Genomic DNA, 8907 nt, shown 5'->3' with positions numbered 1-8907 from the left:
TTGCTGGACTTCCTGAACCAGCAGCCCTGACCTACGGTTCCCGGGCCGGGCGCGGCAGCGCTACATTTAAGCCATGGCTGAAAACACTTCCCGCAATGCAGTAGTCACTGGCGCCAGCTCTGGCATTGGCGCCGCCACCGTCCGCGCCCTGCGCGCCCACGGCTGGAACGTGGTGGCAGTGGCCCGCCGCGCCGAGCGGCTGGCCGAGCTTGCCGCGGAAACAGGCGCCATTGCCTGCCCGGCGGACATATCCAAGGACGACGACGTCGCCCGCCTCCGCAGCACTGTCACCGACGCTTTTGCGAACCACGGCGGCGTGGACACTGTCATCAACATTGCCGGCGGTGCGCGCGGGGTGGACCCCGTGGGCAGTGCGAGTGTCCAGGACTGGGAGTGGATGTACCAGGTCAACGTGCTGGGCACGCTGAAAGTCATCCAGGCGTTCCTTCCCGCACTGCGCACACATGGCCGCGGCACCGTGCTGAACCTGACGTCCACCGCCGGGCTTGTCGCCTATGAAGGCGGCGCCGGCTACAACGCCGCAAAATTCGGCCAGCACGCCCTGAACAATGCGCTGCGTCTGGAAGAAGCCGAACACAATGTGCGTGTCATCGAGGTGGCTCCCGGCCTTGTCCAGACGGAGGAATTCATGTTGAACCGCCTCGGCGGGGACAAGGAAGCGGCGGCCAAAACCTACCAGGGCGTGGCCGAGCCACTGACGCCGGAGGACGTGGCGGAGGTGGTGCGCTACGCCGTCGAACTTCCCCAGCACATCAACATAGACCAGCTTGTCGTGCGGCCCGTGGCCCAGGCCGCCGCCCACAAACTCATCCGCCACTGAACCTGTCCGGAGGCCACCCGCCGCCGGGATCCGGGAGGCGGTGCACGGTAGCCCCGCCGATCCCGTAGACTTGCATGCAAAGCGTTGAACCGGCCATCACCGGTGAGCTTCCGGAAGAACACACTGCGCCATCACACGTGCGCCGTGCCAGTAGAACCGGACGGGTAAGCCCGTCACAGCAGACAATGAGCGGCCGCACCCGGCGTCGAAAGGCAAGGGGGACGGTAAGCGAGGTGGTACCGCGGCGCAAGCCGTCCTTGCATCCTGACATGAACGCCCCCAACCAGGATGATGTGATGACCCACTTCCCGAAGGCCTCCGCCGCCGCCGGCTTGCACGCCGAAACCCACCATGTTCCCGCCTCCGTGAATTTCCCGAAGGTGGAAGAACTTGTCCTGAAGTACTGGGACGAAGACGGCACCTTCCAGGCCAGCATCGACGCGCGCGACGCCGGGGCCGACGGGTCGAACGAGTTCGTCTTCTACGACGGCCCTCCCTTCGCCAATGGCCTGCCGCACTACGGTCACCTGCTCACCGGCTACGCCAAGGACCTCGTGGCCCGCTACCAGACCCAGCGCGGGCGCCGGGTGGAGCGCCGCTTCGGCTGGGACACGCACGGTTTGCCCGCCGAGCTGGAAGCCATGAAGCAGCTGGGCATGACGGACAAGGCGCAGATCGAGGCCATGGGCATCGACAAGTTCAACGACGCCTGCCGCTCCTCCGTCATGAAATACGCTGGCGAATGGCAGGAATACGTCACCCGCCAGGCCCGCTGGGTCGACTTCGACAACGACTACAAGACGCTCAACGTCGACTACATGGAGTCGGTGCTGTGGGCGTTCAAGCAGCTGCACTCCAAGGGCCTCACCTACAACGGCTACCGCGTGCTGCCCTACTGCTGGAAGGATGAGACGCCCCTCTCCAACCATGAGCTGCGCATGGACGAGGACGTCTACAAGGACCGCCAGGACCAGACCGTCACCGTCACCTTCCCCATCCTGCCCGGCGAATCCGCCCTGTCGCAGGAACTCGCCGGAGTGGCCGCGATCGCCTGGACCACCACACCATGGACGCTGCCCACCAACCAGGCCCTCGCCGTCGGGCCGCAGGTGAGCTACGCCGTCGTGCCTGTTGGGCCTCACGGTTCCAGCGCCGAGGGGGAGCGGTTCCTGCTTGCCGCCGATCTGGTGGGCTCCTATGCCAAGGATCTGGGGTACGACGACGGTGCTGCCGCGACTGCCGCCGTCACCGCCACCTACGCCGGCTCCGAGCTTGAGGGACTGAAGTACGAGCCTTTGTGGGACTACTTTGCCGACGATGAAAAGTACGGCACCGCCAAGTCCTGGCAGTTCCTGCTCGCCGACTACGTGACCACCACCGACGGTACCGGCGTTGTCCACCAGGCGCCCGCCTACGGTGAAGAGGATCAGAAGGTGTGCGAGCAGTACGGCATCCCGGTGGTTCTGTCCGTGGATGAGGGTGCAAACTTCCTGCCCGTCTTTGCCGGCGGCCCGCTGAACGACATCGCCGGCGTGCAGGTCTTCGACGCGAACAAGACCATCACGAAGGTGGTCCGCGAGGCCGGGCGCCTGGTCCGCCAGGCCAGCTACGTGCACAGCTACCCGCACTGCTGGCGTTGCCGCACACCGCTGATCTACCGCGCCATCTCCTCCTGGTACGTGGAAGTCACCGCGTTCAAGGACCGCATGGTTGAGCTGAACCAGGACATCAACTGGATCCCCGGCAACGTCAAGGACGGCCAGTTCGGCAAGTGGCTGGCCAACGCCCGCGACTGGTCCATCTCCCGCAACCGCTACTGGGGCAGCCCCATCCCTGTGTGGCAGTCCGACGACGAAGAGTACCCCCGGACGGATGTGTACGGCTCGCTCGCCGAAATGCAGGCCGACTTTGGCCGCCTACCCGTCAACAAAGGGGGCGAAGTGGACCTGCACCGTCCGTTCATCGACGAGCTAACCCGCCCCAACCCGGATGACCCGCGCACGCCTGAGCAGGGACAGTCCACCATGCGCCGCGTGGAGGACGTGCTGGATGTCTGGTTCGACTCTGGCTCCATGCCGTACGGCCAGGTCCACTACCCGTTCGAGAACGAGGACTGGTTCAACACCCACAACCCGGCCGACTTCATCGTCGAGTACATCGGGCAGACGCGCGGCTGGTTCTACATGCTGCACATCCTCTCTACCGCACTCTTTGACCGCCCGGCGTTCCGCAACGTCATCAGCCACGGCATCGTGCTCGGCTCCGACGGGGCGAAGATGTCCAAGTCGCTGCGCAACTACCCGGACGTCTCCGAGGTGCTGGACCGCGACGGCTCCGACGCCATGCGCTGGTTCCTCATGTCCAGCCCCATCCTGCGCGGCGGCAACCTGGTGGTCACCGAGCAGGGCATCCGCGACGGCGTCCGCCAGGTCATCCTGCCCATGTGGAACGTGTACAGTTTCTTCACCCTGTACGCGAACACGGCTAACGGCGGCGCCGGCTACGACGCCAAGCTGCGCTACGACGGCTACACCGACCCCATGGACCAGTACCTGCTCGCCAACACCGGCGATTTGGTGCGCGAGCTGACCGGCCTGCTTGACGGCTACGACGTCTCCGGTGCCTGCGAAGCCCTGCGCGTGTACTTCGACATGCTCACCAATTGGTACGTGCGTCGCAGTCGCAACCGCTTCTTCGACGAAAATGTGGACGCCTTTGACGCGCTCTACACTGCGCTGGAAACGGTGTGCCGTGTCGCAGCCCCACTGCTGCCACTGGTCACTGAGGAGATCTGGCGCGGCCTGACCGGCGGGCGTTCGGTGCACCTGAGCGACTGGCCCAACGCCGAACTGTATGTTTCCAACGCACCGCTCGTGGAGCAGATGGAGGCGATCCAGCAGATCTGCTCCACCGGCTCCAGCCTGCGCAAGGCCGCCAAGCTGCGCGTCCGCCTGCCCCTGCAGGAGCTGACGGTGGTGGCCCCCAACGCCGCCGCACTGAAGGACGGCGCTGGCATGGTCGCCGAGGAACTGAACATCCGCGCCGTGCGTTTCCTTGACGCCGCAGACGCCTCACCGGAAGAGTTCGGCATCAGCCAGAAGCTCGTGGTCAACGCCCGTGCCGCCGGCCCGCGCCTGGGCAAGGACGTCCAGCTCGCCATCAAGGGCTCCAAATCCGGCGACTGGTCGGTTGTTGACGGCACCGTGACGGCGGGCGGCCTTGAACTGCAGCCCTCCGAATACACGCTGGAGACTGTGGTGGCAGAAACGGACGACGGCGGAAACAGTGCGGTGGCCATGCTGCCGCACGGCGGTTTCGTGGTGCTCAACACCGAACTGACGGACGAACTGCTGGCCGAAGGCACCGCACGCGATATGGTCCGTGCCATCCAGCAGGCGCGCAAGGATACGGGCCTGCAGGTCAGTGACCGTATCCGCACCATCGTCAGCGCCCCGCAGGACATTGTCGACGCCCTGCACGCGAACGCCGAGCTGGTCAAGAACGAGACCCTCACACTAAAGCTTGAACTCATCCCCGGTGACGTTGAAACCACCATCACTGTTGAACGGAGCACCGTCTAAATGAGCGCCAACCACGATGAATTCTCGGTGGAAAGTGTTTACGCCGAGCTTCTGGGCCGCGCCCCGGAAAACAAGATGGAGCCGCGGCTTGACCCGCTGTTCCGGGCCATGGACATTCTGGGCGAGCCCAACAAGGCCTTCCCCATCATCCACATCACCGGCACCAACGGAAAAACGTCCACGGCGCGCATGATCGAGGCCGGGCTGCTGGCCCACGACCTGCGCACCGGACGCTACACCAGCCCGCACCTGACAAAGGTCACCGAACGCATCAGCATTGACGGGGCTCCCGTCAGCGACGAGACGTTCGTGCGTATCTGGGACGAAATCCGCCCCTACCTGGACATTGTCGACGCAGAACTAGAGGCCGCGGGCGACGTGCGGCTGACCTACTTCGAGTGCCTGACCATCCTGGCCTTCGCCGTCTTTGCCGACGAGCCCGTGGATGTGGCCGTCATGGAAGTGGGCCTCGGCGGCATCACCGACGCCACCAACGTGGGCGACGGCCAAGTTGCCGTCATCACCCCCATCTCCCTGGACCACACCGAACTGCTGGGGGACACCACCGGCCTTATCGCTGAGGAAAAGGCCGGCATCATCAAGGAAGGCGCCTTCGTCATCAGCGCCGCGCAGCCCGCCGACGCCGCCCAGGTCATCCTCGATGCGGCACGCTCGAAGAACGCGGACTTCCGCTTTGAAGGCGTGGAGTTCGGTGTGGAATCGCGCACCATTGCCGTGGGCGGGCAGAGCCTTGACCTGCAGGGTCTGGCCGGTCGTTACCCCGGTATCCTGCTGCCGCTGCACGGCGAACACCAGGCGCAGAATGCCGCCGTCGCCCTTGCCGCGCTTGAAGCCTTCCTCGGCGGAGGGGAAAAGGAACTGAACCTGGAACTGGTCCAGCAGGGTTTTGGTGCCGTCACCTCGCCGGGCCGCCTCGAAGTCATGCGCACCTCGCCGACCATTGTGGTGGATGCCGCCCACAACCCCGCCGGCATCGCTGTCAGCGCCAAGGCCCTGCAGGAGTCCTTCGCGTTCAGCAAGCTGGTCATTGTGCTGGGCGTGCTGGTCGAGAAGGATGCCGAGGCAATCCTGAACACCATCCGGGAGTCCTACGGCGATGAAGCTGCTGAAATCTGCCTGACTCAGTCCAACTCGCCACGCGCCATTCCGGCCGCGGAACTGGCTGAAATGGCAGTGGATCTTGGCTGGGACGAGGCGGACGTGCACATTGCCGAGAGGCTCGACGACGCCATCGAGTGGGCGGTTGAACGGGCCGAGGCCAACAACGACCTCGCCGGCGGTGTCCTGATCACCGGCTCCATCACGGTGGTGGGCGAAGCCCGCATCCTGCTGGGCCGCCCCGGCGAAAAGGCAGGTGCCTGAGATGGCAAAGCTGACCCGCGCACAGCGCGAATGGAAGCCCAACACACCCAAAAAGGCCCGCTCCACGAAGACGATGTTCGCCTCGGTGGTGTTGGTCTTGGAAGCGTTCGTGGCCCTGTTCGCCGGCCTGGCACTCTTTGGCTTGCAGGGCAAGAACGCCACGTACCTTGTGGTTGCGGGTGTGCTGGCGTTCCTCATGGTTGCTGCCTGTGCGTTCCTGTCCAAAAAGTGGGGCCCTGCCTTTGGCTGGATCCTGCAGCTGGTCCTCATTGCCGGCGGTTTCTGGGAACCATCCATGTTCGTTGTGGGCATCCTGTTCGCCGTTGCCTGGTGGTACGCCCTGTACGCCGGTGCCAGGATCGACCGCGAAAACGCCGCCCGGGCCAGGGCTCAGTCGCAATGGGATGCCGCCCACCCCGACGAGACAACCATCACGGAGTAGTTTCACGCCCCGGCCAGTAAGCTGAATCTGAAAGTTCGTTACATCTAGTTGTTTGGAGTATCTGTGAGCATCGAGCGCACTCTTGTCCTGGTCAAGCCCGACGGCGTTGCCCGCAACCTTTCGGGGGCCGTGCTGGCCCGTATTGAAGCGAAGGGCTATGCCCTGGCTGAGCTGAAGAAAGTCAGCGCCACGCGCGAGCAGTTGGAGGCGCACTACGCCGAGCACGCCGGCAAGCCGTTTTACGAGCCGCTGGTGGAGTTCATGCTGTCCGGCCCGGTGGTGGCCGCCATCTTCGAAGGCAACCGCGTCATTGAGGGCTTCCGTGCACTGGCCGGCACCACCGACCCCACCACGGCAGCCCCCGGCACCATCCGCGGCGACTTCGGCCGCGACTGGGGCCTGAAGGTTCAGCAGAACCTGGTGCACGGCTCCGACTCTGTTGAGTCAGCAGAGCGCGAGATCGCCATCTGGTTCGCCTAGGCCCACGGCCTGAACCACGCACCACAGCACCAACCACAGCACCACGACGAGGGGCACCTTCCAAGCGGAAGGTGCCCCTCGTCGTGGTGCAAGGCAGTGAACGCACCCCCACTACCGACGCTCCCGCAGTTTCGGGGGTGTTACGACGGACCCTCCTGCACCTTCTGGGGTGGCACTACCGACGCTCCTGCACTTTCAGGGCTGAGACACGGAACGCTCCCGCAGTGGCTGCGGGAGCGTTCCGTTTTTATCACCTGAAGGTGCGGGAGCGTCCGGGGGAAATGGCCCGAAACTGCGGGAGGGTCGGTAGTGGGGTTAGGCGTTGGACGGGAGGATCAGGTGCATGAACTTGAAGAAGATCGAGGCAAGCGTGGCGATGTAGAGCAGTCCCACAATGACCCAAGCCCATTCGTTGAGGAACTTCGTCAGGGCGGCCGGGGCGGGGATGACGCCGTAGTTCATGTTTCGCACTGTGGTCCAGACGAAGAGCGGGATCATCATGGCCCACACGATCATGCAGTAGGGGCACAAAACAGCGAGGACGTAGACAGCCTGGAACCAGAACCACCCGATCACGGCCATGCCAGCGGTGATGCCGGCCTGCAGGCCGAGCCAATACCAGCGGCTCATCCGTGCCCCCGCCAACAGGACAACTCCCGTGGTGATCACGATCGCGAAGGCGGCGACCCCAACGAACGGGTTGGGGAATCCCAGAAGTGCTGCTTGCGGTGTTTTCATGACACTGCCGCAGGAGATCCACGAGTTGAAATCACAGCTGACGGCGGCGTCCGGGTTTGCGTACAATTTCAGTCGATCCAGGACGAGCGTGAAGGAGGCGATCCAGGCAATGGCACCGGTGATGAGAAGGAACCAGCCAAATGGTTTGGCACGCACCATGGCGGGCTTTCCCAGCTCTGTTGGATCACTCGTGGAGACTGCGGTGCCGGGCATGATGTCCTTTTCCGTGAGGGAGATAATTGTGTCCTGATTGTAGCGTGAGATTCTTGGCGCGCCGTGTGGGGAATCACCCCACGCCTAGGCGCGTGTGAGACAATAGTTTCGGCTGATTGGCGATCCACATGCGCCGTTCAGTCCGATGGCACGCCCAATGGCTGCCGGTGACGACGCTGCCAGAGAGTGCAGCCATCCACCAGGCAACTTGCGCAAACCATTGGCTTCGGAGAGCTTGCGCACCCAGAGGTTGGTGCCGCCTGCGAAGTATCTAGACGACTTCCGTCAACGCCCGCGGGTGTTGGCACATCAGCCGCTTCGGCGCTCGATGTGGGTGCGCTGGCTCGGCGCGAAAGTAACGTCCACCATGGATAAAGATCAAGCCTCCACAGACAACACAGGCGCAGACAACGCAGCGGCAGCTCAGGCAGCCCCCGCGAAGACTAGAGCCACGCGCTCACGCCGTGCCACCGCTGCAGTGACCAGCCCGGCCAAAACCCCCGACGCTGCCGCCGCATCCGACATCGCCGCATCAGGTTCTGCAACATCAGCAACGGCAGACGCAGCCGCGTCACCGGCCAAGACGGCTCCGGCACGCCGCAGCCGGGCCAAGAAGGTCGAAACCCCCAGTGGCGCACCCGCTGAAACTCCCTTGATCGACCTGCCCTCCGCTGCAGCAGATGCGGAACCTACGTCATCTGCAGCAGGCGCAACAACAGCAAGCACGACGGCGGCCGGCACCACTGCGGCTGACTCACCGTCAGGGGACGCAGCACCGGCTGCCGCCCCGCGGAAACGTGCAGCAAGTCGCCGTGCAACGGCTCCCGTGACCGCCCCGGGCCAAGGAGAACTGAGCCTCAACGCTGACAGTGCAGCTGCCGGAACCACGGCTGAACCCACCAAGGCTCCGGCCAAGCGACCTCGTGCCACCAGGGCTTCCGTTGCCAAGACGTCCGCGCCCAAGGTTGCCGACACGGACGACTCCAGCACAACGGCTGTTGCGGCTGACGCTGCCGAGGCAGCCGGTGCCCGTGACGGGAGCACCGCTGTTGAAGCTGCCGCACCCACCGACGCTGCACAGCAGGAGCAAGCAGACTCGGGCGCACCGGCTGCCAGGACGCGTGGACCGCGTAGAAGCAGCCGAAAAGCCGCTGCTCCAGAATCTTCACCCGCGGTTGTACCTGCCACCGAGGCCTCGGACTCGGCTGCCCACGACTCGGCTGCCGCTT

Annotated in this window: 6 protein-coding genes and 1 pseudogene; 6 read left to right on the top strand and 1 reads right to left on the bottom strand. The window is 64.6% G+C overall.

From position 1 onward, the window contains the following. Nucleotides 1-73: 73 nt before the first annotated feature. The 5 genes from Q4P21_RS12290 (at nucleotide 74) to ndk (ending at nucleotide 6727) form a co-directional block, all read left to right on the top strand. On the top strand, nucleotides 74-841 hold the full coding sequence (locus Q4P21_RS12290; RefSeq protein WP_303389049.1) for an SDR family oxidoreductase: 768 nt from the start codon (nucleotides 74-76) through the stop codon (nucleotides 839-841). Between the two features lie 296 nt (nucleotides 842-1137). Further along, complete coding sequence (gene ileS, locus Q4P21_RS12285; protein WP_303389051.1) at nucleotides 1138-4422, top strand: isoleucine--tRNA ligase; 3285 nt, start codon at nucleotides 1138-1140, stop codon at nucleotides 4420-4422. After that, entirely contained in the window at nucleotides 4423-5805 is a 1383-nt protein-coding gene (locus tag Q4P21_RS12280) for a folylpolyglutamate synthase/dihydrofolate synthase family protein (protein WP_303389048.1), read from the top strand. A 1-nt stretch (nucleotide 5806) separates the two neighbouring features. Next, entirely contained in the window at nucleotides 5807-6247 is a 441-nt protein-coding gene (locus Q4P21_RS12275) for a DUF4233 domain-containing protein (RefSeq protein ID WP_303389047.1), read from the top strand. 63 nt (nucleotides 6248-6310) lie between these two features. Further along, nucleotides 6311-6727 (top strand): nucleoside-diphosphate kinase, encoded by a 417-nt coding sequence (gene ndk, locus Q4P21_RS12270; protein WP_303389046.1) that lies wholly within the window; start codon nucleotides 6311-6313, stop codon nucleotides 6725-6727. Between the two features lie 315 nt (nucleotides 6728-7042). Here the strand turns inward: ndk and Q4P21_RS12265 are convergent, their stop codons facing one another. After that, complete coding sequence (locus tag Q4P21_RS12265; RefSeq protein WP_303389045.1) at nucleotides 7043-7678, bottom strand: vitamin K epoxide reductase family protein; 636 nt, start codon at nucleotides 7676-7678, stop codon at nucleotides 7043-7045. 367 nt (nucleotides 7679-8045) lie between these two features. Here Q4P21_RS12265 and Q4P21_RS12260 point away from each other — a divergent pair. Continuing rightward, nucleotides 8046-8907 (top strand): annotated as a pseudogene (locus Q4P21_RS12260) (hypothetical protein); the annotation flags it as partial.

The sequence above is a fragment of the Arthrobacter sp. genome, from assembly GCF_030540645.1.
In the GTDB taxonomy this organism is placed as follows: domain Bacteria; phylum Actinomycetota; class Actinomycetes; order Actinomycetales; family Micrococcaceae; genus Specibacter.
Note: the sequence above shows the minus strand (reverse complement) of the source record. Positions and strands in the feature narration are given on the sequence as shown.

What these genes read in the sequence shown, in the direction of transcription:
- Q4P21_RS12275 (WP_303389047.1), top strand. Translation starts at nt 5,807, where the DNA reads ATGGCAAAGCTGACCCGCGCACAGCGCGAATGGAAGCCCAACACACCC.
- Q4P21_RS12280 (WP_303389048.1), top strand. Translation starts at nt 4,423, where the DNA reads ATGAGCGCCAACCACGATGAATTCTCGGTGGAAAGTGTTTACGCCGAG.
- Q4P21_RS12265 (WP_303389045.1), bottom strand. Translation starts at nt 7,678, where the DNA reads ATGCCCGGCACCGCAGTCTCCACGAGTGATCCAACAGAGCTGGGAAAG.
- Q4P21_RS12290 (WP_303389049.1), top strand. Translation starts at nt 74, where the DNA reads ATGGCTGAAAACACTTCCCGCAATGCAGTAGTCACTGGCGCCAGCTCT.
- ileS (WP_303389051.1), top strand. Translation starts at nt 1,138, where the DNA reads ATGACCCACTTCCCGAAGGCCTCCGCCGCCGCCGGCTTGCACGCCGAA.